The following is a 25,398-nucleotide window of genomic DNA, read 5'->3' on the forward strand; positions in this document are numbered from 1 at the left end:
TTTCGCTATGCTGGGCACAAAATGACAAACGGATAATCACGATGAATAGCACCTGGGTTAAACATGCCATCAGCGAAATAAACGCCGACTATCAGCGCTCGGCAGATACCCACTTAATCCGCCTGCCTCTGCCCGGATTTCCCGGTATTCAGCTTTATCTGAAGGATGAAAGTACCCATCCTACCGGCAGCCTGAAGCATCGCCTGGCGCGTTCACTCTTTTTATACGGCTTATGTAACGGCTGGATTAAAGAGGGCACCACGATTATTGAATCCTCGTCCGGTTCAACGGCCGTTTCCGAAGCCTACTTTGCCCGCCTGCTGGGCCTGCCGTTCATCGCCGTCATGCCTTCCTGCACGGCAAAACGTAAGGTAGAACAGATCGAATTTTACGGCGGACGCTGCCACTTTGTGGAAAGCGCCTGCGAAATCTATGCCGCCTCCGAAATGCTGGCCCGCGAGCTGAACGGCCACTATATGGACCAGTTCACCTTCGCCGAGCGCGCCACCGACTGGCGCGGCAATAACAATATCGCGGACAGCATTTTCCGTCAGATGACCCACGAGCCGCACCCCGTTCCCGCTTACATCGTCATGAGCGCGGGCACGGGCGGCACCTCCGCCACCATCGGGCGTTATATCCGCTGCCAGGGTTATGATACGCAGCTGATGGTCGTTGATCCGCAGAACTCGGTATTCCTCGACTACTGGCAATCACGCGACGCCAGCCTGCGCAGCCCGGTGGGCAGCAAGATCGAAGGGATTGGTCGCCCGCGCGTCGAACCCTCGTTCATTCCGGACGTGGTGGATGAGATGCTCCGCGTCCCGGACGCTGTCAGCGTCGCAACGGCGCACTGGCTGGAAACACAGCTTGGCCGCAAGGTCGGGGCTTCTACCGGCACCAATATGTGGGGCGCGCTACAGCTGGCCGCGCGGATGCGCGAAGAAGGCCGTACCGGCTCCATCGTTACGCTACTGTGCGACAGCGGGGAGCGCTACCTCGACACCTACTACAATACAGACTGGGTGCAGGCCAATATTGGCGACGTTGAACCGTGGAAAGCGCAGATTGCGCAGCTGGTGAAATAAAAAAAGCCAGGCCGAAGCCTGGCTTGCTGGAAGGGTCTCGCTATTCGGGGGAATAAGGGAGGTTGTTATTGTCCAGCCAATGCGTCAAAAAATGGGACACCGCTTCGTTACGGCAGTGTCCGATAACCGGAAGATGGGGGAGCGCGGCAATAAGCTGCGGCATCGCGTTCCCCATGATCAAACCACGGCCAACGCTGCTCAGCATCTCGTGGTCGTTCATGGCGTCGCCAAACGCCATACAGTCCTGCATCGTCAGCCCCAGGTGGTCGCTCAGAACCGCAAGCGCGGAACCTTTGTTACAGCCCACCGGCAGCACTTCGAGACAATCCACCGCTGAGAAAGTCAGATGCGCCCGAACGCCCAGCGCCTCGTTCAGCTGAATGCGCAGGCGGCAGAGATCGTCATGATCGCCGCAGAAGCAGATCTTGGTCACCTTATGTGCCGGGATCCGGCGCAGATCGATAAGCTGATACCTGAAGCCGCTATAAACATGAGCGTGCAGCAGGTCCGGAATGTCGCGCCCGGTAAACCAGCCCTCGTCGTTAAATACGTGTACGCTGGCCCGCGTATCCCATGAGCTATGCAGGACGATATCCGCCACTTCCGGATCAAGATCCTGACGGTGCAGCACATCACCGTTGACGGCGTGGATCCTCGTCCCGTTACCGGTTATCAAAAACGCGTTCAGGGAAAAGGCTCCCAGCAGATGGCGCATCTCCAGCACATGGCGACCGGTAGCAAACGTCAGGGTAACGTCACGCTCGCGCAGGCGCTTAAGCGTGCTCAGGGTTTTCTCCCCCAAACGGTGATCCGGCATTAACAGCGTGCCGTCCATATCAAATGCAGCGAGCCGAGCCATGAATACTCCCGAAATGTGATGCGGTTAACTTGTGCATCAGTATTGCGTGGGATATACGGAAGTAATAGTGAATAGATGATAATTATTGTTCCGGGTTTATCATGCGCCAGCTCAACCGTCTTAACCAGTATCAACGCCTGTGGCAACCTTCCGCTGGCGCTCCGCAGCAGGTGACCATCAGCGAGCTTGCCAGCCGCTGCTTTTGCAGCGAGCGACACGTTCGCACCCTGCTGCGCCAGGCGCAGGACGCGGGCTGGCTGAGCTGGCACGCCCGGTCCGGACGAGGGAAGCGCGGAGAGCTAACCTTTCACGTGACCCCGGATTCGCTGCGTAATACCATGATGGAAGACGCGCTTAAAAGCGGACAGCAGCACAACGTGCTGGAGCTGGCTCAGCTCGCGCCTGAAGATTTGCGCTCGCTGCTGCATCCGTATCTGGGGGGGCAGTGGCAAAACGATACGCCGACGCTGCGTATCCCCTACTATCGCTCGCTGGAGCCGCTTCATCCGGGGTTTTTACCCGGCCGTGCCGAGCAGCATCTGGCGGGACAGGTATTCTCGGGCTTAACGCGTTTTAACGGTAACAGCAGCGAGCCCGCGGGCGATCTGGCGCATCACTGGGACGTGTCTGCTGACGGCCTGCGCTGGCATTTTTACATTCGCTCCACCCTGCACTGGCATAACGGCGATAAAATCGCGACGGCGCAGCTCCAGCGAAGCCTGACGGCGCTGCTGGCACAGCCCGTCATGCGCACGCTTTTCCAGAGCGTCTTGCGTATCGAAACCACGCATCCCCAGTGCCTGACGTTTATTCTGCATCAGCCGGACTACTGGCTGGCGCACAGGCTGGCAACCTACTGTAGCCGTCTGGCGCATCCCGATATTCCCGGTGTCGGCAGCGGTCCCTTCCGTCTGAGCGTTTTTCAGCCTGAACTGGTGCGCCTGGAAAGTCACGAGCAGTATCACCTGAGCCATCCGCTGCTCAAGGCTATCGAGTACTGGATCACCCCCCAGCTTTTTGACTACAGTCTGGGCACCAGCTGTCGCCACCCGGTGCAAATCGCCATAGGCGAAGCCGATGAGCTGGAAAGCCTGCGGCTGGTCAGCAACAGCACCAGTCTGGGCTTCTGCTACCTCACGCTGAAGCAGAGTCCCCGTCTGAGCGAGCTACAGGCGAAGCGGCTTATCAACATCATTCATCTCTCCAGGCTTCTGCACACGCTTCCGCTGAACGAAGGGCTTATTACCCCTACCGGGGAACTGCTTCCCGGCTGGGCGATCCCGCAATGGCCTGATTTAACGGACGTTGCGCTGCCGGAGTCATTGACGCTGGTCTACCACCTGCCGGTTGAGCTTCACACGATGGCCAGCCAGCTTAAGGCCTACCTTGGGCTACAGAGCTGTGAACTGACCGTCATCTTCCACGACGCCAAGACATGGGACGGATGTCAGCAGCTTGCCGATGCAGACATCATGATGGGAGACAGGCTTATTGGCGAAGCGCCGGAGTATACGCTTGAGCAATGGCTCCGCTGCGATGCGCTCTGGCCGCATCTGCTGAGCGCACCGGCATACGCCCACTTGCAGGCCACGCTGGACGCGGTGCAAACGCAGGCCAACGATCGCGACCGACACGCGGGCCTGCAGGCTATTTTCAGCCGGTTGATGGAAAATGCCGTCCTGACGCCGCTGTTTAACTACCAGTATCAAATCAGCGCCCCGCCGGGCGTGAACGGTATCCGTCTTAACACCCGTGGCTGGTTTGACTTCACCGAAGCCTGGCTTCCGGCCCCCAAAGCGTGAAGAAGCTGGTCGTCGCTTTAGCCAGGCGTTAACATGACGCTTTTACCGTAACTGTCGAGATGATTTATGAAACGTGCCGTCGTCGTGTTCAGCGGAGGACAAGATTCCACAACCTGCCTGATTCAGGCGCTTCACCAGTATGATGAAGTTCACTGCGTCACTTTTGATTATGGTCAGCGTCATCGTGCTGAAATCGACGTTGCCCGTGAACTGGCCCTGAAACTGGGGGCCCGCGCGCACAAGGTGCTGGACGTGACGCTGCTGAACGAACTGGCCGTTAGCAGCCTGACCCGCGACAGTATTCCGGTTCCAGATTACGAACCGGACGCCCGCGGCATTCCGAACACCTTCGTACCGGGCCGCAACATTCTCTTCCTGATCCTGACGGCAATATACGCTTATCAGGTAAAGGCCGAAGCGGTCATTACGGGCGTGTGCGAAACCGACTTCTCTGGCTACCCGGACTGCCGGGACGAATTTGTCAAAGCGTTAAACCACGCCGTGGATCTGGGAATGGCAAAAGAGACCCGCTTCGAAACGCCGCTGATGTGGCTGGATAAAGCAGAAACCTGGGCGCTGGCCGACTACTGGGGCAAGCTGGACGTGGTTCGCAACGACACCCTCACCTGCTACAACGGTATTAAAGGGGATGGCTGCGGTCAGTGCGCCGCCTGCAACCTGCGCGCAAACGGGCTGAATCACTATCTGGCGGATAAAGCGGGCGTAATGGCCGCAATGCAGAAAAAAACCGGGCTGAAATAAGTTACTTCACCGTGCTGTCGAACAGTTTAACGCCGGCAGCACGCGTCACTTTCATGAGCGTTGTTAGCGTTGGGTTGCCGTTATCAGACAAGGTACGGTATAGCTGCTGACGTGATAAACCCGACTTAGCAGAAATTTCTCCGATGCCGCCACGGGCCTCAATGACCTGACGAAGCGCAATGAGATAGGCAGGGATCCCCTGATCTTCATAAATTTCTTCCAGCGCTATCTGAAGATACAGTTGAGCATAGGAAGGGTTCTCGCGAAGCATTTTCACAACCGCATCGTGATGACTGACAGAACTTGAATATTTTCGTTTAGGCGCGCCCATCTGTTTTTCCTTGAGATAGATGATCTTTCAGATATTCTACCGCCTGCTTAACATCTGCTCTTTGACGCTTCTTGTCGCCACCGATGAGTAACAATAAGACATTCCGATGCTCTACGGCAAAATAGATCCTGTAACCGGGACCACAGTCAATTCGCATCTCCCAAACACCTTCTCTTAGGTATTTGTAATCGCCAAAATTACGTTTTATTGCGCGGTTAACGCGCATAAGGATTCGTAAAACGGTCTCCGGATCCTTACGCCTCGTTTTTGCCACCCACTCCTCAAACGGCACTTTTCCGTCACGGGTCCGGTAGCGTTCAACAACGTAGTCCCTGTTCATTATTTTATCCCTGAAAAACCTTTTTGTCTTTTATAAAAGACAAAAATTTACGCGATCATCAGCTCCAGCTTTTCGCGCAGCTCCCCTTCCAGCGGCAACGCTTTCTGGGTTTTAAGATCGATACAGACAAAGGTGATTAGCGCATCGGCCACCACCTGCCCTTCTGGCTCCAGCGTTACGACCTGGCTCAGTACACCGCTTTTTCCATTCAGCTGCTGGACCTGGCTGGTCACGGTAAGTACATCCCCCAGCATGGCCGGGCGGCGGTAGTTGATATTGATATTGGCGACCACAAACGCGATGTTGTGAGCGGTCAGCCACTGAAAGCTTTCGCTGTTCTCCAGACCGTCCCAGCGCGCCTCTTCCAGAAATTCAAGGTAGCGGGCGTTATTAACGTGCTGGTAAACATCGAGGTGATAACCACGGACTTTGATTTGTGTCTGCATAGCGCAATAGCCTTTCGTTGTTATAGGTTCAGAGGTCATAACTGGTATGACCTCTTTATCCTGGCAAATTTTTGCCGCAGTGCAAGTTATTGCGCGATTACAACGTCAGGTGTGCGAGGTTGCGCTCAACCAGCGCGCTTCCCATACCCGGCACCTGTTTGAGATCGTCAACGGTTTTGAAAGGACCATACTCTTCGCGATAGCTGACGATGGCCTGCGCTTTTTTGAGACCTACGCCATTCATCGCCTGGGCCAGCTCTTCTGCGGAGCCAGTATTGATGCTGACCCGCGTACCCTCCTCTTCGCCAGCTTTCGGGCTGGTCGTCGCATTAGCTTTAGCATTCCCCTGGGGCGCTGCCTCCGCCTGGTTTTGGACGGCCTGCGCTTTAGCCGCAGGTGCCGCCAGCGCTCCCGCGCTCATCCCGCAGGTGGCAATAGCCAGCGTAATAAAGAGTGCTTTGATTCCACGTTTCATGCTGTTTTCTCCTTGTTTGTTGACAGCCACGCCACGATAGCCGCAAGGAAAAGCCGGGACAAACAGCAGAATGCAGAAATGGAAAAGGCCGCGAAAGCGGCCTTTGGTTGTTGCAGAGCGTTACGAAAATCTGCGAGCAGACGCGTAATTATTGCTCCTGAGTGACCACATCACCCAGCTTGATTTTGGCTTCTTTACGCAGGTTGCTCATCATCGCTTCGAAAGCAATCTGGGCATTGTTCTGGGTAATTCCCTGAACCATAGCCTTCTTCTGCGCTTCTGGCAGCGTGCCGGCCTTCACTTCGTCCAGCGCCAGAAGAACAACGTTACCCTGCATATCGGTCGTGGTGCCGAAGACAGGTTTGTCCTTCGCCGGAAGGCTAAGACCAAACGCCGCCTGGCTGACAGGATCCTGACCGGTACGGCTCAGCGTTTTCGGCTCGCCAAAGCTCAGGCCAGCCGCTTTCAGCGCATCACTCTTACCTGCTTTCAGCTCGGCTACGAGCTTCTCAGCATCCAGTTTTGCCTGCTGTTCCGCTTTATTGTGCTTCACCAGCGCCACAATACGATCTTTCACTTCCGCCAGTGGTTTCACTGCTTCAGCTTTATGCTCGCTGACGCGCAGAACGAACGCACGGTCACCGTCAACGGTGATGATATCTGAGTTGCTACCCGGCGTACCGTTCTCGCCCACCAGACCACCATTGAAGATGGCGTCTGAAACCGGTTTGAAGTTCAGCTCTTCAGGCAGGTTTTCGTGGCTGAACCAGCCAGTCTCAACCGCCTTCACGCCGGCAGCCTGCTCAGCTCCCGCCAGAGATTCATTGTCGTTACTCGCGGCATCGCTTACTTTCTGCTGAAGGGCATAGAAGGCGTCCAGCGCTTTCTCCTGCTTCACTTTCGCAGCGATATCATCACGAACCTCAGCCAGCGGCTTGGTTTTCGCAGGCGTGATATCGTCCAGGCGCGCCACCAGGAAACCGACGGAGGATTTGATCACGCCAGACAGCTGGCCTTTTTCTTTCAGGCCCGCATTTTTCAGCTCGTCCGGGGTGGTAGCGTCTTCCAGCCAGCCCATATCACCGCCGTTTTTGGCAGAAATGATGTCGGTGGATTTTGCTTTCGCCACGGTTGCGAAATCCGCGCCCTTGTTCAGCTCGTCAAGCACGGCTTTAGCTTCAGCTTCCGTTTTGGTCTGGATCACGCTGTAGCGGTTACGCTGCGGCTGAGTAAACTGATCCTGATGCTGGTCGTAGTAAGACTGGATATCCGCGTCAGTGGCGTTTTCCTGCATCGCAGCCGCATCCAGCTTGATGTAGCTTACGCGGAACTGTTCAGGAGAGACGAAGTTGTTCTTGTTCTGCTCGTAGTAAGCATTAACTTCAGCGTCGCTGACCTGCTGCTTCGCCGCCAGCGCGTTAACATCAATCGTCGCTTCACGCACTACGCGCTGCTGAGCCACCAGCGCCGCCAGCTCTTCGGTTTCGCCTTTCAGCATGAAATCGGTGCCCACGACGGCATTGATCAGCTGCTGCGTAGTCAGCTGGTTACGCAGCGCCTGAGCGTACTGGTCAGCCGTCATGCCCATCTGGTTTACGATGCTGTTATAACGCGCGTTGTCGAACTTGCCTTCAGACTGGAAAGCCTGCGTTGAGAAGATGGCTTTTTTAACCTGCTCATCGCTAATGCTCAGCCCCAGACTTTTCGCGTACTGGTCCAGCAGCGCTTCGTCGATAAGGCGGTTCAGCGTCTGCTGACGCAGGTTTTTCATATAGCCTTCGTTGGCTGCCAGTTCAGAGTATTGGTCGCCCAGCTGTTGCTGCATGCGGTTACGTTCCCCGGCAAAAGCGTTCTCGAACTGCCCACGGCTGATTTCCTGGCCATTCACTTTTGCGGCGTAGTTCGCGCCACCGCCGATGAGGTAACTACTCACACCGGTCAATATGAACGACACGATAATGATACCGAAAATAATCTTGAGCACGAGACTGTTAGCAGCCGTGCGTAAGCTGTCCATCATGGTGTAACAACACTCCGCTGTAGGTGACTGGTTACCTGACGCTGACGGAAAATCCTGACCGTCGCGCGTAAAGGCGTATTGTGACAAGAAAACAGGGCAATTGTCAGCCCACAACTCGCATAAACTCGCACAAATCAGGTCTGGACAAACAAAAAAGGCACATCAAATGATGCGCCCTTGTACTTTTCAGCTTCCCTGAAGCGGGAAAGCAATCAGTTTACTGCGTCTTTCAGCGCTTTACCTGCACGGAAACCCGGCACTTTAGCGGCAGCAATGGTGATCTCTTTACCGGTCTGAGGGTTGCGGCCAGTACGGGCAGCACGCTCTTTAACCGCGAAAGTACCGAAGCCTACCAGTGCAACGTCGTCCCCAGCCTGCAGAGATTCAGTAACAGAAGCAATTAAAGCATCTAAAGCACGTCCAGCTGCAGCTTTAGAAATATCAGCACCCGCAGCAATTTTGTCAATCAGTTGAGATTTATTCACTGTTCTCTTCCTCTCTTTATAATTTATATCGCACCTGAATCCTTCACAGCGCGACCGCGCAGCAGTTATATCAGTCCTGCTATGACCTTACAACACCCGTTGTTGATGGCTTACCCAATCAGCAATCTAAATTAGCTATACAAAAAAAGGCTGGCAAGTACGAAATGACTTACCAGCCTTGTTTTTATTGGCGCTCTTTGCGCGAGGTCACTATTTTGCGGTTACAACCTGCATTCCGGACGGCTCATTTTGCAGTGCGAGAGTCAGAACTTCCTCAATGCGCTTCACCGGATGGATCTGAAGATCGGCAATAACGTTGTCCGGAATCTCTTCCAGATCGCGTTTATTCTCGTAAGGAATCAATACGGTTTTGATCCCACCACGGTGTGCCGCCAGCAGTTTTTCTTTTAACCCACCGATTGGCAGTACCTGACCACGCAGGGTGATTTCACCAGTCATTGCCACATCAGCGCGTACCGGGTTACCTGTCAGACAGGAGACCAGTGCCGTACACATGGCAATACCCGCGCTTGGACCGTCTTTAGGCGTCGCCCCTTCCGGAACGTGAACGTGGATGTCGCGTTTCTCGTAGAAATCCGGGTTGATGCCCAGTTTTTCCGCGCGCGCGCGCACCACGGTCAGCGCAGCCTGAATAGACTCCTGCATTACTTCACCGAGCGAGCCGGTGTAAGTCAGCTTGCCTTTGCCCGGTACGCAGGCGGTTTCGATGGTCAGCAGATCGCCACCCACTTCCGTCCACGCCAGACCGGTAACCTGGCCCACGCGGTTTTCATTGTCCGCACGGCCATAGTCGAAGCGCTGAACGCCCAGATAAGCGTGCAGATTATCGCCGTTAATCACAATGTGTTTCAGGCTCTTATCCAGCAGCAGCTGTTTCACCGCCTTACGGCACAGTTTTGAGATTTCGCGCTCAAGGCTACGCACGCCCGCTTCACGGGTGTAGTAACGAATGATGCCAACAATAGCGCTGTCCTCAACGGTCAGCTCGTTAGCTTTCAGCGCGTTGCGCTCAATCTGCTTCGGCAGCAGGTGCTGTTTGGCGATGTTCAGCTTCTCGTCTTCGGTATAACCGGACAGACGGATCACTTCCATACGGTCCAGCAGCGGTGCTGGAATGTTCATGGAGTTCGAGGTCGCCACGAACATCACGTCGCTGAGGTCGTAGTCCACTTCCAGATAGTGATCGCTGAACGCGACGTTCTGCTCTGGATCGAGCACTTCCAGCAGCGCCGACGCCGGATCGCCACGCATGTCCGAGGACATTTTGTCGATCTCATCGAGCAGGAACAGCGGGTTTTTGACCCCCACTTTCGCCATCTTCTGGATCAATTTGCCCGGCATCGAACCAATATAGGTACGACGGTGGCCGCGGATTTCCGCTTCATCACGTACGCCGCCCAGCGCCATACGGATGTACTTACGTCCGGTCGCTTTGGCGATGGACTGGCCCAGAGACGTTTTACCTACCCCCGGTGGCCCTACCAGGCACAGGATTGGGCCTTTAATTTTGTTCACGCGGCTTTGTACCGCGAGGTACTCAAGAATACGGTCTTTCACGCGTTCCAGGCCGTAGTGGTCGGTATCCAGGATCTCCTGGGCCTGACGCAGGTCTTTTTTGACCTTGCTGCGGGTGTTCCACGGAACCTGTACCATCCACTCAATGTAGCCGCGCACAACGGTTGCTTCTGCCGACATCGGAGACATCATTTTCAGCTTCTGCAATTCAGCTTCCGCTTTCTCTTTCGCCTCTTTCGGCATCTTCGCCGCGTCGATCTTGCGCTTCAGCGCTTCGTTTTCGTCCGGAGCGTCGTCCATCTCGCCGAGCTCTTTCTGAATGGCTTTCATTTGCTCGTTCAGATAGTACTCACGCTGCGATTTTTCCATCTGCTTTTTAACGCGGTTGCGAATGCGCTTCTCAACCTGCAGCAGATCGATTTCTGACTCCATCATCGCCATCAGATATTCCAGACGTTCGTTAACGTCGGACATTTCCAGCACGGACTGTTTGTCAGCCAGCTTCAGCGGCATATGTGCAGCGATGGTGTCAGCCAGACGCGCCGGATCGTCGATGCTGTTCAGCGACGTCAGCACTTCTGGTGGGATTTTCTTGTTCAGCTTGATATAGCCTTCGAACTGGCTGATCGCGGTGCGCACCAGCACTTCCTGCTCGCGCTCATCAAGCTCAGGTGAATCAAGGTACTCTGCCTTCGCAGAGAAGTGCTCGCCATCATCTGACAGAGTGGTAATACGCGCACGCTGCAGGCCTTCCACCAGTACCTTGACGGTACCGTCTGGTAGCTTCAGCATTTGCAAAATAGAGGCCACGGTCCCGACGGTGAAAAGATCGTTTACACCCGGCTCATCCGTAGATGCTTCCTTCTGCGCGACCAACATGATTTTTTTATCATGATCCATGGCGGCTTCGAGGCAACGGATAGATTTTTCCCGCCCTACAAATAAGGGTATGACCATGTGCGGATAAACCACCACATCGCGCAACGGCAATACGGGGATTTCAATGCGTTCAGAACGCTCAGGATTCATAGAGCTCTCTCTTAGTTTAGTGTCCGCCAGGTAAACTGGTCATGTAACTGTGCTTCACACAACCATTAACATGTAATCCAGTATATGGGGATGTTTCCCATACATTCAACGCCACGAATACGGAAAAAGTAAAGGGGAGATAAAATCCCCCCTTTTTGATTAACTGATTGTATGAGTTGGTGAATTATTCGCCAGATGCCTGCTGCGCTTCCGGTTTACCGTAAATCAGCAGCGGCTTGGTCTGGCCACCGATTACGGACTCGTCGATAACCACTTTTTCGACGTCTTCCATAGAGGGCAGATCGTACATCGTGTCGAGCAGGGCTGCTTCGACGATAGAACGCAGGCCACGTGCACCGGTTTTACGCGCCATCGCTTTCTTGGCAATCGCGTCCAGCGCTTCGTCACGGAATTCCAGCTCAACGCCTTCCAGATTGAACAGCGCCTGATACTGTTTGGTCAGCGCATTTTTCGGCTCTTTCAGGATCTGAATCAGCGCGTCTTCGCTCAGTTCGTTCAGAGTTGCCACCACCGGCAGACGGCCAATAAACTCTGGGATCAAACCGAACTTGATCAAGTCTTCCGGTTCCACCTGAGCCAGCAGCTGGCCTTCGTTTGGTTTTTCAGACGTGGATTTTACCGTCGCGCCAAAACCAATGCCGGAGCCGGTTTCAACGCGGTGAGAAATCACTTTGTCCAGGCCTGCAAACGCACCGCCACAGATAAACAGGATCTTGGAGGTATCAACCTGCAGGAACTCCTGCTGCGGATGCTTACGTCCGCCCTGAGGTGGAACAGCCGCGACCGTACCTTCAATAAGCTTCAGCAGCGCCTGCTGCACGCCTTCGCCCGACACGTCACGGGTGATGGACGGGTTGTCAGATTTACGGGAGATCTTGTCGATCTCATCAATATAGACAATCCCGCGCTGGGCCTTCTGCACGTCGTAATCGCATTTCTGCAACAGCTTCTGGATGATGTTTTCAACGTCTTCACCCACGTAACCGGCTTCGGTCAGGGTGGTGGCATCCGCCATGGTAAACGGCACATCCAGCAGGCGCGCCAGGGTTTCAGCCAGCAGCGTTTTACCGGAGCCGGTTGGCCCGATCAGCAGAATGTTACTTTTACCCAGCTCCACGCCGTTGCTGGTATCGCCGTTACGCAGGCGTTTGTAGTGGTTGTATACCGCCACCGCCAGCACTTTTTTCGCCTGTTCCTGACCAATGACGTAGTCATCCAGGTGGTGGCGGATTTCGTGTGGCGTTGGTAACGCGCTGCGCTCGCGGTGCGGCGCGACTTCTTTAATCTCTTCGCGAATGATGTCGTTACATAAATCGACGCATTCGTCGCAGATATACACGGACGGCCCGGCAATCAGTTTACGCACTTCATGCTGGCTTTTGCCGCAAAAAGAGCAGTACAGCAGTTTGCCCGAACCATCTTTGCGTTTATCTGTCATGAGTCCAAACCTCTTTTTAAGTTCTATGTGCCGCACATGACGACGCAAATGCCATTTTCAGACGCAAGCTGCTTACTGGCAACGTGCCGCCCTACCTTAGTATAGCGGCACACTCGCGTCGCGGGCATCAATTACGATGGGTCAAAATGGAGTCGACTAAGCCGTACTCAACTGCCTCTGGTGCAGAGAGGAAGCGATCGCGCTCGGTATCGCGCTCGATCTGCTCAAGAGGTTGACCCGTATGCTGCGCCATAAGTTCATTCATGCGCGCTTTTACTTTCAGAATTTCTCGGGCGTGGATTTCGATATCCGTCGCCTGGCCCTGGTAACCACCCAGCGGCTGGTGAATCATCACGCGGGAGTTTGGCAGGCAGAAGCGCTTACCTTTCGCCCCTGCGGTTAACAGGAAGGCGCCCATGGATGCCGCCTGCCCCATACAGATAGTGCTGACATCCGGCTTGATGAATTGCATGGTGTCATAAATAGACATACCCGCTGTAATAACACCGCCTGGCGAGTTGATGTACAGGTAAATGTCTTTTTCCGGGTTTTCCGCTTCCAGGAACAGCATCTGCGCCACGATCAGGTTAGCCATATGGTCTTCCACCTGGCCGGTCAGAAAGATAACGCGTTCCTTGAGCAGACGGGAGTAGATATCGAAAGAGCGCTCACCACGTGAGGTCTGTTCAATAACCATCGGCACCAGCGCCATATGGGGTGCAAAGTTATCTCGTTCGCCACTGTATGACATTTCCGTCTCCTGGTTCAAAATTGAAAACACCTGCTGTACTGATTGTAACCTTATGGACGGATTATCAGCCAGTCTCAATCATCTCGATTACATACTTATGGGGTTCGCCACGCCCTATTTCAAGCATAACAATCTTTTGTTGTAACGCTAACACTGAAAAGGCGTTTTAGCACCCTTCCAGGACTCAAGCTGTGATAAAAAAAACCCGTCGCCGGAGGGCAACGGGTTTTTTGTTCAAACTTTAAACCGTTGGGGCGAAATTACGCCTGCTGGTTCATCAGCTCGTTGAAAGAGGTCGCTTTTTCGGTCACTTTCGCTTTCGCCAGTACCGCTTCAACAGCCTGCTCTTCCAGTGCGACGTTGCGCATGTTGTCCATCAGCTCTTTGTTCTTACCGTAGAACTCGATCACTTCTGATGGATCTTCGTATGCAGACGCCATCTCTTCGATCAGGCCCTTCACACGCTCTTCGTCAGCTTTCAGCTCGTGGGTACGAATCACTTCGCCCAGCAGCAGGCCAACAACAACGCGGCGTTTCGCTTGCTCTTCAAACAGCTCGCGTGGCAGTTCCATCGCTTGCTGCTGGTTGCCACCGAAACGCTGTGCAGCCTGACGGCGCAGAACGTCGATTTCGCTGTCGATCAGGGCTGCTGGAACGTCGATGTCGTTCGCTTTCACCAGACCGTCAATCGCCTGAGACTTCACACGGTTACGTACAGCACCGTTCAGCTCGCGCTCCATGTTTTTACGCACTTCGGTACGCAGGCCAGCGATAGAACCATCCTCAACGCCGAAACGCTTGATGAATTCTTCCGTCAGTTCTGGCAGTTCGCGCTCTTCCACTTTCTTCAGGTTAATCACGAACTTCGCTGCTTTACCCTTCAGGTTTTCAGCGTGGTATTCTTCTGGGAAGGTCACGTCGATAGTGAACTCTTCACCCGCTTTGTGGCCTTTGATACCGTCTTCGAAGCCTGGGATCATACGACCCTGGCCCATCGCCAGTACGAAGTCAGACGCTTTACCGCCTTCGAACTCTTCGCCGTCTACGGAACCGGTAAAGTCGATAGTTACGCGGTCTTCTGCGTCAACTGCACCTTCTTTCTCTTTCCAGTTCGCCTGCTGCTTGCGCAGGGTATCCAGCATGCCGTCAACGTCTTCGTCAGTTACGGACACGATCGGTTTTTCAACTTCGATAGATTCCAGACCTTTCAGCTCAACTTCCGGGTACACTTCGAACTCTACGGAGTAGGTGAAGTCTTCGCCCATTTTGTATTCACCCGGCACGTAGTTTGGCGCGCCAGCTGGATTGATTTTTTCTTTGATGATCGCGTCGATAAAGTTGCGGCTCATCAGTTCACCCAGCACATCCTGACGCACGGAAGCGCCATAACGCTGAGCAACAACATTCATTGGTACTTTGCCCTTACGGAAGCCGTCAATACGTACTTTCTTTGCTACGTTGACCAGCTCGCTTTTCACAGCAGTTTCGATGCTGTCAGCAGCGATAGTAATCGTTACACGGCGGCCAAGGCCTTGAGTGGTTTCAACTGAAACTTGCATCTTGTTACCTCAAAAAAATCACAGTGCTCGGTCAACTCTGAATCTGTCTGTTATACCGGGATGCTCTCTTATGTGCAGATTCACATTCCCTGTCGCCAGAATCATCCCGAAGACATTCATTAAGACGCGGCATTATAGCGGCATCACTTAGGTGAGTCGAGAACGGTTGGGGCATGTTGCTGCGGCTTTTTTCACACTTTAAGGCTATTTTTAGCCTTAAAATCGCGCCATCCGCTCAAAACTCAGACAAAACAAAACGGCCCGAAGGCCGTTTTGAGGAAATCTGTAAGCAACATACTGGAAAAACTCCGGCGGTTGCAAATCCGATTTATCAGGCGATGGTGCCTGCACCACGACAAGGCGGTGATGCGAATACCGTATCCTGCAGCCCTTCCCATTCTTTAATGGTGTAGGTATGCAGAGCAAGCGCATGTACGGTTGTGGAGAGTTCTTCCGTCAAGGTGCTGTAGATCAGGCGGTGTCGGTTCAGGAAACGTTCTCCCATGAAGCGATCGCTGACCAGAACCACTTTGAAGTGGCTTTCAGAACCTGCCGGCACGTTATGACGATAGCTTTCGTCGACAACTTCGAGAAACACAGGGTTGAACGCTGCCCTTAATTTTTCTTCTATCTGCTCACGTATCATCATGAAATCACTCCTCCGACAACGCTAAGATGTCACCCATCCCTTTAAATATTAGCCGCTTTTACCGGTTCCATTACAACAAGACAACAAATATTTAGCTTTCGTCTGATTTTCTCATTCAAACGAATGAAGTTCACTATGAGACTCATACGTTTTGTCACTCATGCGTGGAGAAAAGCGGAAAGGTGGTCAGTTTTCAGACAAGGCGATGAATTTACATGCGTTGACCACTTCCCCTGGCCGTTGGCGATGTTATGATGGCGGCAATTTTTCTCTATTTGCTTACGATTCGTTGAGAACCCGAAAATGTTAAAAAAACTCTTCTTTCCGTTGGTAGCGCTCTTTATGCTCGCCGGCTGTGCAACCCCGCCGACGACCATCGATGTTTCCCCAAAAATTACCCTGCCTCAGCAGGATCCAAGCCTGATGGGCGTAACGGTCAGCATTAACGGCGCCGATCAGCGTCAGGACCAGGCGCTGGCGAAAGTCACTCGCGACAACCAGCAGGTCACCCTGACCGCATCCCGCGACCTGCGTTTCCTGTTACAGGAAGTGCTGGAGAAGCAGATGACCTCCCGCGGCTACATGATTGGCCCAAGCGGCGCGGTTGACCTGCAAATCATCGTGAACAATCTGTACGCTGACGTGTCCCAGGGCAACGTTCGCTACAACATCGCAACCAAAGCCGATATCGCCATCATCGCGACCGCGAAGAACGGCAATAAGATGAACAAAAACTACCGTGCGAGCTATTCCGTTGAGGGCGCGTTCCAGGCCTCCAACAAAAATATCGCTGACGCGGTTAACAGCGTGCTGACTGACACCATTGCCGATATGGCACAGGACACCAGCATTCACGAATTCATCAAGCAGAACGCCCGTTAATCCTGCTGACTGGCCCGGTGCTTCACCGGGTCAGTTCATAAGAACATGTCCAGTCACTACTTACGCATTTTCCAGCAACCGAAATCAGCTATTCTGCTGATCCTTGGTTTCGCCTCCGGTTTACCGCTTGCGCTCACCTCCGGCACGCTGCAGGCGTGGATGACGGTCGAGAACATCGACCTGAAAACCATCGGCTTCTTCTCGCTCGTGGGCCAGGCCTACGTCTTTAAATTCCTCTGGTCGCCGATCATGGACCGCTATACCCCGCCGTTCCTCGGGCGGCGTCGCGGCTGGTTAGTGATGACGCAGGTCCTGCTGCTGCTGGCGATTGCCGCCATGGGCTTCCTTGAGCCGTCAACGCAGCTCCGCTGGATGGCCGCGCTTGCGGTAGTCATCGCCTTTTGTTCCGCCTCCCAGGACATTGTTTTTGACGCCTGGAAAACGGACGTCCTGCCTGCGGAAGAACGCGGTGCTGGCGCGGCGATCAGCGTGCTCGGCTATCGTCTCGGTATGCTTGTCTCCGGCGGGCTGGCGCTGTGGCTCGCCGACCGCTATCTCGGCTGGCAGGGTATGTACTGGCTAATGGCGGCCCTGCTGATCCCCTGCATTATTGCCACCCTCTTCGCACCAGAACCGAGCGAGGTCATTCCGGTTCCGCGCTCGCTGGAGCAGGCCGTGGCAGAACCGCTGCGCGATTTCTTTGGCCGTAATAATGCCTGGCTGATCCTGCTGCTTATTGTCCTTTATAAGCTCGGCGATGCCTTTGCCATGAGCCTGACGACAACCTTCCTGATCCGCGGTGTCGGGTTTGATGCGGGGGAAGTCGGCGTGGTCAACAAAACGCTGGGGCTGTTTGCCACGATCGTCGGCGCTCTGTACGGCGGCGTACTGATGCAGCGCCTGACGCTGTTCCGTGCGCTGCTGATCTTCGGCATTCTTCAGGGCGCATCGAATGCCGGCTACTGGCTGCTGTCGATTACCGACAAGCATATGATCAGCATGGCGACGGCCGTATTCTTTGAGAACCTGTGTGGGGGTATGGGCACGGCGGCATTTGTTGCACTGCTGATGACGCTGTGCAATAAGTCATTTTCCGCCACCCAGTTTGCCCTGCTCTCTGCCCTCTCCGCCGTCGGGCGCGTGTACGTAGGTCCCGTCGCGGGCTGGTTTGTTGAAGCCCACGGCTGGCCGACATTTTATCTCTTCTCGGTGGTGGCCGCCGTGCCGGGGATTTTATTGCTGCTGGTCTGTCGCCAGACGCTGGAATATACCCAGCGCACGGAACACTTCATGCCGCGCACGGAATACCATGCCGCCTATCGGTTTGCCCTCCGCCTGCTGATGGTGGGCTGCGTTGCACTGGTTCTGTGGCTCGTGGTGCTCATTATTAACGCCACCACCGGGCTATCGCTGCCCTATGAAACCGTGCTGCTTGATGCAGGCGTGCTTCTCGCCGTTGCAGGTATCCTGACAGGCGGAACGCTGGATTTCATGTCCTTGCGGAAAACGCAGATGACCTGAAGCAAAAAGCGAAAGGTTATTTCCCGTTGTAATAACCGTGCGAAATTATAACGGTGAAATAACCGCCATCGGATAAAAAAAATATTTGTTGTTTTGTGCGGGATAGCATTCGGAAATTATTGGAGCTTAATTCGCTACGCTATTTTCCGTTAAACGATTCAGCTTTCGAAAGATTGTATTTTCGTTTTTTATTTGTCTTTTTATTGATAATTAATTGTTAATTATTTGTATATTTTTAGCAATGGTTATACCAATTGCCCCATTTGGGGTAGGCTAAAGCGGCCTTTCGTTATAACGCCCACGCTGTGCGGCTTTCCTCCAAAAATGCGACATAATTTGCAACACATGTGACATGTGCGGCAGAACCCAGTAACACCTTCCTGACACAGGGCTAATGATGTTTACAGTAATGTAACCTTCCCGTAAAATGCCCCCACACTTTAAACGCCACCAGACTCCCGTGGAATTGAGGTCGTTAAATGAGACTCAGGAAATACAATAAAAGTTTGGGATGGTTGTCATTATTCGCAGGCACTGTATTACTCAGTGGCTGCGATTCTGCACTACTAGACCCCAAAGGACAGATTGGACTGGAACAACGTTCATTGATACTGACGGCTTTTGGCCTGATGTTGATTGTGGTTATTCCTGCCATCTTGATGGCTGTTGGTTTCGCCTGGAAGTATCGTGCGAGCAATAAAGATGCGAAGTATAGCCCTAACTGGTCACACTCCAATAAAGTGGAAGCTGTGGTCTGGACGGTACCTATTCTGATCATCCTGTTCCTTGCCGTACTGACCTGGAAAACCACTCACGCACTTGAGCCGAGCAAACCGCTGGTTCACGATGAAAAACCGATTACCATTGAAGTGGTCTCCATGGACTGGAAATGGTTCTTCATCTACCCAGAGCAGGGCATTGCTACCGTGAATGAAATCGCCTTCCCGGCGAACACTCCGGTTCAGTTCAAAGTGACCTCCAACTCCGTAATGAACTCCTTCTTCATCCCACGTCTGGGCAGCCAGATTTACGCGATGGCCGGTATGCAGACTAACCTGCACCTGATCGCGAATGAAGCAGGCACCTACGACGGTATCTCCGCCAGCTATAGTGGCCCGGGCTTCTCGGGTATGAAGTTTAAAGCTATCGCTACGCCAGACCGCGCGACTTTCGACCAGTGGGTTGCAAAAGCGAAGCAGTCTACCAACACCATGTCTGACATGGCGGCGTTCGAAAAAGTGGCTGCACCTAGCGAATACAACAAGGTGGAGTACTTCTCTAACGTGAAACCGAATTTGTTTAAAGACGTTATTGGCAAATTTATGGACCACGGTATGAGCATGGACATGACCCAGCCTGAAGGCGAGCACAACACGCACCAGGGTATGGAAGGCATGGACATGAGCCACGCGGAAACCGCTCACTAAGGGGCCGAGGAAGAAAATGTTCGGAAAATTGACATTGGATGCGGTGCCGTACCATGAACCCATTATCATGGTTACGATTGCTGCAATTATCATTGGTGGCGCAGCCCTACTGGGCCTGATTACTTACTTCGGTAAGTGGAGCTACCTGTGGAATGAGTGGCTGACTTCGGTTGACCACAAAAAACTCGGCATCATGTACTGCATCGTCGGTATCGTCATGTTAATTCGTGGCTTTGCGGATGCGATCATGATGCGTAGCCAGCAGGCGCTCGCTTCTGCGGGTGAAGCAGGTTTCCTGCCGCCGCACCACTACGATCAGATCTTTACCGCCCACGGCGTTATCATGATCTTCTTCGTAGCAATGCCGCTGGTTATCGGTCTGATGAACGTTGTCGTTCCGCTGCAAATTGGCGCACGCGACGTTGCCTTCCCGTTCCTGAACAACCTGAGCTTCTGGTTCACCGTTGTTGGCGTTATCCTGGTTAACCTGTCGCTGGGCGTGGGCGAATTTGCTCAGACCGGCTGGCTGGCTTATCCACCGCTCTCGGGAATTGAGTATAGTCCGGGCGTAGGGGTCGATTACTGGATTTGGGCGCTTCAGCTCTCCGGTGTTGGTACCACCCTGACCGGTATCAACTTCTTCGTGACCATCCTGAAGATGCGTGCTCCTGGTATGACGATGTTCAAGATGCCGGTATTTACCTGGGCATCTCTGTGCGCCAACGTACTGATTATCGCGTCGTTCCCAATTCTGACCGTCACCATCGCGCTGCTGACCCTGGATCGTTATCTGGGCACCCATTTCTTCACGAATGATATGGGTGGCAACATGATGATGTACATCAACCTGATTTGGGCCTGGGGTCACCCGGAAGTGTACATCCTGGTTCTGCCAGTCTTCGGTGTCTTCTCCGAAATCGCGGCAACCTTCTCGCGTAAACGCCTGTTTGGTTACACCTCGCTGGTGTGGGCAACCGTGTGTATTACCGTTCTGTCGTTCATCGTCTGGCTGCACCACTTCTTCACCATGGGTGCGGGCGCGAACGTAAACGCCTTCTTCGGTATCACCACCATGATCATCGCCATCCCAACTGGGGTGAAGATCTTCAACTGGCTGTTCACCATGTACCAGGGCCGTATTCAGTTCCACTCAGCAATGCTGTGGACTATCGGCTTCATCGTTACCTTCTCCGTAGGTGGGATGACCGGCGTACTGCTGGCGGTACCGGGCGCTGACTTTGTACTGCACAACAGTCTGTTCCTGATTGCGCACTTCCATAACGTTATCATCGGTGGCGTCGTCTTCGGCTGCTTCGCGGGTGTGACCTACTGGTGGCCTAAGGCGTTTGGCTTCACGCTGAACGAAACCTGGGGTAAACGCGCCTTCTGGTTCTGGATTATCGGCTTCTTCGTGGCGTTTATGCCGCTTTACGTGCTGGGCTTCATGGGTATGACCCGTCGTCTGAGCCAGCAAATTGACCCGCAATTCCACCCAATGCTGATGGTTGCAGCGGGCGGTGCGGTTCTGATTGCGTGCGGTATCGCGTCTCAGCTGATTCAGTTCTACGTTTCTATCCGCGACCGCGATCAGAACCGTGACCTGACCGGTGACCCATGGGGTGGCCGTACGCTGGAGTGGGCGACCTCTTCTCCACCTCCTTTCTATAACTTCGCCGTTGTGCCGCAGATCCATGAACGCGACGCATTCTGGGAAATGAAGGAAAAAGGTGAAGCGTACAAGCAACCTGAGCATTACGAAGAGATCCACATGCCGAAAAACAGCGCGGCGGGCATCGTCATTGCCGCTTTCGCAACGGTATTTGGTTTCGCAATGATCTGGCACATCTGGTGGATGGCGATTGTTGGCTTCGCTGGCGTCGTAATCAGCTGGATTGTGAAAAGCTTTGACGAGGACGTGGACTACTACGTACCAGTCCGTGAAGTTGAAAAGCTGGAAAATCAGCATTTCGACGAGATTTCTAAAGCGGGGCTGAAAAATGGCAACTGATACTCTGGCGCACTCAACTGCCCACGCGCATGAACATGCGCACCACGATGCAGGACCGAACAAAGTCTTCGGTTTCTGGATCTACCTGATGAGCGACTGCATCCTGTTCTGCTGTCTGTTCGCGACCTATGCCGTTCTGGTGAACGGCACAGCGGGCGGCCCGACCGGTAAGGACATTTTTGAGCTGCCGTTCGTTCTGGTTGAAACCGCACTGCTGTTATTCAGCTCCATCACCTACGGCATGGCGGCTATCGCCATGTACAAAAACAACAAGAGCCAGGTTGTCTCCTGGCTGGCGTTGACCTGGCTGTTTGGTGCTGGATTTATCGGGATGGAAATCTATGAATTCCATCACCTGATCGCGGAAGGTTTCGGCCCGGATCGCAGCGGCTTCCTGTCAGCGTTCTTCGCGCTGGTTGGTACCCACGGTCTGCACGTTACCTCGGGTCTGATCTGGATGGCAGTGCTGATGTTCCAGATCTCCCGTCGTGGCCTGACCAGTACTAACCGTACCCGTATCATGTGCCTGAGCCTGTTCTGGCACTTCCTTGACGTGGTATGGATCTGTGTGTTCTCTGTTGTCTATCTGATGGGGGCGATGTAATGAGTCATTCTAACGATCATGGCGCTTCCCACGGCAGCGTAAAAACCTACATGACAGGTTTCATCCTGTCGATCATCCTGACGGTGATCCCGTTCTGGATGGTGATGAGCGGTTCTGCATCCAAGCCGGTTATCCTGGGCGTAATCCTGGTAACCGCGGTGATTCAGATTCTGGTGCATCTGGTTTGCTTCCTGCACATGAACACCAAGTCCGATGAAGGCTGGAACATGACGGCCTTTATCTTTACCGTGATTATCATCGCTATCCTGGTAGTCGGTTCCATCTGGATTATGTGGAACCTCAACTACAACATGATGGTTCACTAAGAGCGGCGAGTATGTTTAAGCAATACCTGCAAGTCACGAAACCAGGCATCATCTTTGGCAACCTGATCTCCGTAATCGGAGGGTTCCTGCTGGCCTCTAAAGGCAGCATTGATTACACCCTCTTTATTTACACGCTGGTCGGTGTGTCACTGGTGGTTGCGTCCGGTTGTGTATTTAACAACTACATCGACATGGATATCGACAAGAAGATGGAAAGGACCAAAAATCGGGTGCTGGTTAAAGGCCTGATTGCCCCTTCCGTCTCGCTGGTGTACGCCACCTTGCTGGGTATTGCTGGCTTTATGCTGCTGTGGTTTGGTGCTAATCCGCTGGCCTGCTGGCTGGGGGTGATGGGGTTCGTGGTGTATGTAGGCGTCTACAGCCTGTATATGAAACGACACTCCGTCTACGGCACGCTGATTGGTTCCCTCTCCGGCGCTGCGCCGCCGGTGATTGGCTACTGCGCCGTCACGAACGAGTTCGACAGCGGTGCGCTCATCCTGCTGGCTATCTTTAGCCTGTGGCAGATGCCGCACTCCTACGCCATTGCGATTTTCCGCTTCAAGGATTATCAGGCGGCGAACATTCCGGTTCTGCCGGTCGTGAAAGGTATCTCGGTTGCCAAGAACCACATCACGCTGTACATCATCGCCTTTGCCGTGGCAACCCTGATGCTCTCTCTGGGCGGTTACGCCGGATATAAATATCTGGTAGTAGCGGCTGCGGTGAGCGTCTGGTGGCTCGGCATGGCCCTGCGCGGCTACAAAGTGGAGGATGACAAAGTCTGGGCACGTAAGCTGTTTGTGTTCTCGATTGTCGCCATCACCTCGCTGTCCGTGATGATGTCCGTAGACTTTATGGTGCCGGATTCACAAAACCTGCTGACTTACGTCTGGTAAGCCATAGCAAGGACATAAAGGGGTGCTTCGGCACCCTTTTTTATTCATGAAATCTATTAGTTACGCATGTAATATTTGTTAAATAACCCTTTATTTACCCCGCCCCTTCCCCGCACTACACTATGGCCTGCTTTTGAACTGAGGTGGTAATGAACGATTATAAAATGACGCCAGTCGAGCTGCGCGCGACATGGGGTTTAGGGACTGTTTTCTCGCTGCGGATGCTTGGCATGTTTATGGTCCTGCCTGTTCTGACCACGTACGGTATGGCGTTGCAGGGTGCCAGCGAAGCGCTGATTGGCCTGGCGATCGGTATCTACGGCCTGGCGCAGGCCATTTTCCAGATCCCCTTTGGTCTGCTCTCCGACCGCGTGGGCCGTAAGCCGCTGATCGTCGGCGGGCTGCTGGTATTTGTGCTCGGCAGCGTCATAGCCGCCCTCTCCCACTCCATCTGGGGCATTATTCTTGGCCGCGCCCTGCAGGGTTCCGGGGCCATTGCTGCCGCCGTGATGGCGCTTCTGTCAGACCTGACCCGCGAGCAAAACCGCACCAAAGCGATGGCGTTTATTGGCGTCAGCTTCGGTGTCACCTTCGCCATCGCCATGGTGCTTGGTCCGATTATCACCCATGCGCTCGGCCTGCACGCCCTGTTCTGGATGATTGCCGTCCTGGCGACCGTCGGGATCGCGCTTACGCTGTGGGTCGTGCCGGACAGTAAAAACCACGTCCTCAACCGCGAGTCCGGGATGGTCAAAGGCTGCTTCAGCAAAGTCATCGCCGAGCCGCGCCTGCTTAAGCTCAACTTCGGCATCATGTGCCTGCATATTCTGCTGATGTCGACCTTTGTCGCCCTGCCCGGCCAGCTTGCCGCTGCGGGATTTCCGGCGGCTGAGCACTGGAAAATTTATCTGGTGACCATGCTCATCTCGTTTGTTTCCGTCGTGCCGTTCATTATTTACGCCGAAGTGAAGCGCAGGATGAAGCGCGTCTTCGTGGGCTGCGTCGCGTTACTGCTGATTGCCGAGATTGTTTTGTGGGGCTCCGGCCCGCACTTCTGGGAGCTGATCGCAGGCGTACAGCTATTCTTCCTGGCGTTTAACCTGATGGAAGCCCTGCTGCCGTCGCTCATCAGCAAAGAATCTCCGGCAGGATACAAAGGCACCGCGATGGGCATTTATTCCACCAGCCAGTTTCTCGGCGTGGCGATAGGCGGCTCTCTGGGAGGCTGGGTAGACGGCCTGTTTGATTCGCAAACCGTATTCCTGACGGGCGCGCTGCTGGCGATGGTCTGGCTGTTTGTAGCCAGCACCATGAAAGAGCCACGCTACGTGAGTAGCCTGCGGGTAGAAATTCCGGATGACGTAGAGGTTAGCGACACCTTAAAACAGCGTCTGGAAACGACGGCGGGGGTGAGCGAGGTGCTGGTTGTCCCGGAAGAGCGCAGCGTTTACGTTAAAATTGACAGCAAGGTGACCAACCGCTTTGAGGTGGAACAGGCGCTGAAGGCCTGAAAAAGCCCGGTAAAACCGGGCTTTTTTTGTTTAATCGCGGAAGTTTTTGAACTGGAAAGGCTGGCCCAGATCGCCACCGCGCACCAGCGCCATGACCGACTGGAGATCGTCGCGGGATTTCCCCGTCACGCGGATCTCTTCCCCCTGAATCTGCGCCTGCACCTTTAGCTTGCTGTCTTTGATGAGCTTAACGATCTTCTTCTGCACCGCGCTCTCAATGCCCTGCTTCAGCTTCGCTTCCACAAACCAGGTTTTGCCGCTGTGGACGAAATCGTCCGGCACATCGAGCGAAGCGCCTTCAATGCCGCGCTTCAGCAGCTTGGCGCGCAGGATATCCAGCAGCTGGTTAACCTGGAAATCTGACTCGCTCAGCACCTTGATGGTCTTGTTCGCGTCGTTCAGCTCAATGGTCGCCTCTACGCCACGAAAATCGAAACGTGATTCAACCTCACGGATAGCATTATCTACGCCGTTACGCGCTTCCTGCAAATCAACTTCAGAAACAATATCGAAAGATGGCATCTTTTCTTCTCCCTTCATTTTTGTTGCGTTGCATAATACCTGCAACGAGGCATAACGAGAAGCTTAGCTGATGCCGCTATACTTAGCGTCATAGCACCTGGCGCAGT

The 25,398-nt window shown here is 54.0% G+C and carries 24 protein-coding genes; 11 read left to right on the top strand and 13 right to left on the bottom strand.

Translation table 11 applies throughout. The features are described from left to right. Positions 1-41 precede the first annotated feature (41 nt). The gene (locus tag MOQ06_RS12870) at positions 42-1,088 is read left to right on the top strand and encodes a PLP-dependent cysteine synthase family protein (RefSeq protein ID WP_242173402.1); all 1,047 of its coding nucleotides are present in this window, start codon (positions 42-44) and stop codon (positions 1,086-1,088) included. 40 nt (positions 1,089-1,128) lie between these two features. Here MOQ06_RS12870 and cof read toward each other — a convergent pair whose 3' ends face one another. Beyond that, positions 1,129-1,947: an HMP-PP phosphatase gene (gene cof / locus MOQ06_RS12875; protein WP_242173404.1), complete on the bottom strand. Its 819-nt coding sequence runs from the start codon at positions 1,945-1,947 to the stop codon at positions 1,129-1,131. Positions 1,948-2,048: 101 nt separating this feature from the next. Here cof and MOQ06_RS12880 point away from each other — a divergent pair, with 101 nt between their 5' ends. Both MOQ06_RS12880 and queC read left to right on the top strand, forming a co-directional pair. Then, positions 2,049-3,749 (top strand): SgrR family transcriptional regulator, encoded by a 1,701-nt coding sequence (locus MOQ06_RS12880; RefSeq protein WP_242173407.1) that lies wholly within the window; start codon positions 2,049-2,051, stop codon positions 3,747-3,749. A 66-nt stretch (positions 3,750-3,815) separates the two neighbouring features. Further along, complete coding sequence (queC, locus tag MOQ06_RS12885) at positions 3,816-4,511, top strand: 7-cyano-7-deazaguanine synthase QueC (RefSeq protein ID WP_242173411.1); 696 nt, start codon at positions 3,816-3,818, stop codon at positions 4,509-4,511. Position 4,512: 1 nt separating this feature from the next. Here queC and MOQ06_RS12890 read toward each other — a convergent pair whose 3' ends face one another. The 11 genes from MOQ06_RS12890 to bolA all read right to left on the bottom strand — a co-directional run bounded on the left by MOQ06_RS12890 (position 4,513) and on the right by bolA (position 15,591). Next, a complete protein-coding gene (locus tag MOQ06_RS12890; protein WP_242173413.1) occupies positions 4,513-4,842 on the bottom strand; it encodes an addiction module antidote protein in 330 nt (109 codons plus the stop codon). After that, positions 4,829-5,182, bottom strand: coding sequence for a type II toxin-antitoxin system RelE/ParE family toxin (locus tag MOQ06_RS12895; protein ID WP_148420290.1), 354 nt, complete (start codon positions 5,180-5,182; stop codon positions 4,829-4,831). The genes MOQ06_RS12890 and MOQ06_RS12895 overlap by 14 nt, the downstream gene beginning before the upstream one ends. Positions 5,183-5,229: 47 nt before the next feature. Continuing rightward, positions 5,230-5,628, bottom strand: coding sequence for a YbgC/FadM family acyl-CoA thioesterase (locus tag MOQ06_RS12900; protein WP_242173415.1), 399 nt, complete (start codon positions 5,626-5,628; stop codon positions 5,230-5,232). A 97-nt stretch (positions 5,629-5,725) separates the two neighbouring features. After that, the gene (locus tag MOQ06_RS12905) at positions 5,726-6,103 is read right to left on the bottom strand and encodes a helix-hairpin-helix domain-containing protein (RefSeq protein WP_242173418.1); all 378 of its coding nucleotides are present in this window, start codon (positions 6,101-6,103) and stop codon (positions 5,726-5,728) included. A 148-nt stretch (positions 6,104-6,251) separates the two neighbouring features. Further along, the gene (gene ppiD, locus MOQ06_RS12910) at positions 6,252-8,123 is read right to left on the bottom strand and encodes a peptidylprolyl isomerase (RefSeq protein ID WP_242173420.1); all 1,872 of its coding nucleotides are present in this window, start codon (positions 8,121-8,123) and stop codon (positions 6,252-6,254) included. Positions 8,124-8,335: 212 nt separating this feature from the next. After that, a complete protein-coding gene (hupB, locus tag MOQ06_RS12915) occupies positions 8,336-8,608 on the bottom strand; it encodes a nucleoid-associated protein HU-beta (protein ID WP_002444653.1) in 273 nt (90 codons plus the stop codon). A 210-nt stretch (positions 8,609-8,818) separates the two neighbouring features. Beyond that, entirely contained in the window at positions 8,819-11,173 is a 2,355-nt protein-coding gene (lon, locus tag MOQ06_RS12920) for an endopeptidase La (RefSeq protein ID WP_148420287.1), read from the bottom strand. A gap of 184 nt (positions 11,174-11,357) precedes the next feature. Beyond that, positions 11,358-12,632, bottom strand: coding sequence for an ATP-dependent protease ATP-binding subunit ClpX (gene clpX / locus MOQ06_RS12925; protein WP_148420286.1), 1,275 nt, complete (start codon positions 12,630-12,632; stop codon positions 11,358-11,360). 127 nt (positions 12,633-12,759) lie between these two features. Next, positions 12,760-13,383: an ATP-dependent Clp endopeptidase proteolytic subunit ClpP gene (gene clpP, locus MOQ06_RS12930; RefSeq protein WP_006809880.1), complete on the bottom strand. Its 624-nt coding sequence runs from the start codon at positions 13,381-13,383 to the stop codon at positions 12,760-12,762. A 260-nt stretch (positions 13,384-13,643) separates the two neighbouring features. Next, a complete protein-coding gene (gene tig, locus MOQ06_RS12935; protein ID WP_148420285.1) occupies positions 13,644-14,942 on the bottom strand; it encodes a trigger factor in 1,299 nt (432 codons plus the stop codon). 331 nt (positions 14,943-15,273) lie between these two features. Then, the gene (gene bolA / locus MOQ06_RS12940) at positions 15,274-15,591 is read right to left on the bottom strand and encodes a transcriptional regulator BolA (RefSeq protein WP_148420283.1); all 318 of its coding nucleotides are present in this window, start codon (positions 15,589-15,591) and stop codon (positions 15,274-15,276) included. Positions 15,592-15,894: 303 nt separating this feature from the next. Between bolA and MOQ06_RS12945 the strand changes: the two genes are divergently transcribed. The 8 genes from MOQ06_RS12945 (at position 15,895) to MOQ06_RS12980 (ending at position 24,769) form a co-directional block, all read left to right on the top strand. Beyond that, entirely contained in the window at positions 15,895-16,473 is a 579-nt protein-coding gene (locus MOQ06_RS12945) for a lipoprotein (RefSeq protein WP_176611046.1), read from the top strand. Between the two features lie 45 nt (positions 16,474-16,518). Continuing rightward, positions 16,519-17,994 carry a muropeptide MFS transporter AmpG gene (ampG, locus tag MOQ06_RS12950; protein WP_242173422.1) on the top strand — a complete coding sequence of 492 codons (1,476 nt, stop codon included), beginning with the start codon at positions 16,519-16,521 and terminating at the stop codon, positions 17,992-17,994. A 479-nt stretch (positions 17,995-18,473) separates the two neighbouring features. Next, positions 18,474-19,421, top strand: a complete 948-nt coding sequence (gene cyoA / locus MOQ06_RS12955; protein WP_003859054.1) for a cytochrome o ubiquinol oxidase subunit II — start codon at positions 18,474-18,476, stop codon at positions 19,419-19,421. Positions 19,422-19,437: 16 nt separating this feature from the next. Continuing rightward, positions 19,438-21,429 carry a cytochrome o ubiquinol oxidase subunit I gene (gene cyoB / locus MOQ06_RS12960; protein WP_148420280.1) on the top strand — a complete coding sequence of 664 codons (1,992 nt, stop codon included), beginning with the start codon at positions 19,438-19,440 and terminating at the stop codon, positions 21,427-21,429. Further along, entirely contained in the window at positions 21,419-22,033 is a 615-nt protein-coding gene (locus MOQ06_RS12965; protein ID WP_063451697.1) for a cytochrome o ubiquinol oxidase subunit III, read from the top strand. The genes cyoB and MOQ06_RS12965 overlap by 11 nt, the downstream gene beginning before the upstream one ends. Next, on the top strand, positions 22,033-22,359 hold the full coding sequence (locus MOQ06_RS12970; RefSeq protein ID WP_176611050.1) for a cytochrome o ubiquinol oxidase subunit IV: 327 nt from the start codon (positions 22,033-22,035) through the stop codon (positions 22,357-22,359). The genes MOQ06_RS12965 and MOQ06_RS12970 overlap by 1 nt, the downstream gene beginning before the upstream one ends. An 11-nt stretch (positions 22,360-22,370) precedes the next feature. Beyond that, positions 22,371-23,258, top strand: coding sequence for a heme o synthase (gene cyoE, locus MOQ06_RS12975; RefSeq protein WP_003859062.1), 888 nt, complete (start codon positions 22,371-22,373; stop codon positions 23,256-23,258). 149 nt (positions 23,259-23,407) lie between these two features. Next, positions 23,408-24,769 (top strand): MFS transporter, encoded by a 1,362-nt coding sequence (locus MOQ06_RS12980; RefSeq protein ID WP_242173424.1) that lies wholly within the window; start codon positions 23,408-23,410, stop codon positions 24,767-24,769. A gap of 30 nt (positions 24,770-24,799) precedes the next feature. Here the strand turns inward: MOQ06_RS12980 and MOQ06_RS12985 are convergent, their stop codons facing one another. Next, entirely contained in the window at positions 24,800-25,291 is a 492-nt protein-coding gene (locus tag MOQ06_RS12985) for a YajQ family cyclic di-GMP-binding protein (protein ID WP_242173426.1), read from the bottom strand. Positions 25,292-25,398: the final 107 nt, after the last annotated feature.

The organism is Enterobacter sp. I4 (assembly GCF_022669095.1).
Taxonomy (GTDB): Bacteria; Pseudomonadota; Gammaproteobacteria; order Enterobacterales; family Enterobacteriaceae; genus Enterobacter; species Enterobacter pasteurii.